This is a genomic window from Mycobacterium sp. 1165178.9 (assembly GCF_001673555.1).
In the GTDB taxonomy this organism is placed as follows: domain Bacteria; phylum Actinomycetota; class Actinomycetes; order Mycobacteriales; family Mycobacteriaceae; genus Mycobacterium.
The window spans coordinates 1-692 of sequence record NZ_LZMB01000475.1 but is presented as its reverse complement, the minus strand read 5'-3'; the positions used below and the strand labels follow the sequence as shown (position 1 = coordinate 692).

Annotated in this window: 1 protein-coding gene and 1 pseudogene; one reads left to right on the top strand and one right to left on the bottom strand. The window is 73.0% G+C overall.

All coding sequences use genetic code 11. The annotated features are described in order from the left end of the window. On the bottom strand, positions 1–279 hold a 279-nt coding region (locus A5652_RS20380; RefSeq protein ID WP_369805838.1), incomplete at its 3' end, for an FAD-binding oxidoreductase. Between A5652_RS20380 and A5652_RS20375 the strand changes: the two are divergent. Then, a pseudogene (locus A5652_RS20375) lies at positions 202–692 on the top strand (FAD-binding oxidoreductase); the annotation flags it as partial. The gene A5652_RS20380 and the pseudogene A5652_RS20375 sit on opposite strands and share 78 nt — an antisense overlap.

Genomic DNA, 692 nt, shown 5'->3' with positions numbered 1-692 from the left:
CTGGGTCAGCGCGGCGGCCCGCCCGTCGATCAATTCCAGGGCGGCAATTCCATCCACGTCGCGAAAGGTGCGCCCGGCGGCCACCAAGGCCTCGAGGTCGGCGAACCCGCAGATCGCCGTCACCCGGTGCGACGGGCTGGCGTGTAGCCGAAGGTCCAACTCGGTGATGACGCCCAGCGTGCCCTCGGCGCCGACGAACAGCGCCGGCAGGTCGTAGCCGGTGTTGTCCCGGCGCACCCGGCTGTGCCGGCGCAGCAGTGTCCCGTCGGGCAGGGCCACCTGCACGCCGTGGCTGATGTCGACACCGTCGAACGCCGCATCGAGGTCGGTGCCGGGGCCACGCTGGCCGCGGTGCAACGGGCCGCCGCAGCGGCCGGTTTGGTGTTCGGCGTGGATCTGGCGGCCCGGGACACCGCGACCGTCGGCGGGATGGCGTCGACGAACGCCGGGGGTCTGCGCACGGTCCGGTACGGCAACATGGGCGAGCAGGTCGTCGGCGTGCAGGTGGCCCTGCCCGACGGGACACTGCTGCGCCGGCACAGCCGGGTGCGCCGGGACAACACCGGCTACGACCTGCCGGCGCTGTTCGTCGGCGCCGAGGGCACGCTGGGCGTCATCACCGAGTTGGACCTTCGGCTACACGCCAGCCCGTCGCACCGGGTGACGGCGATCTGCGGGTTCGCCGACCTCGA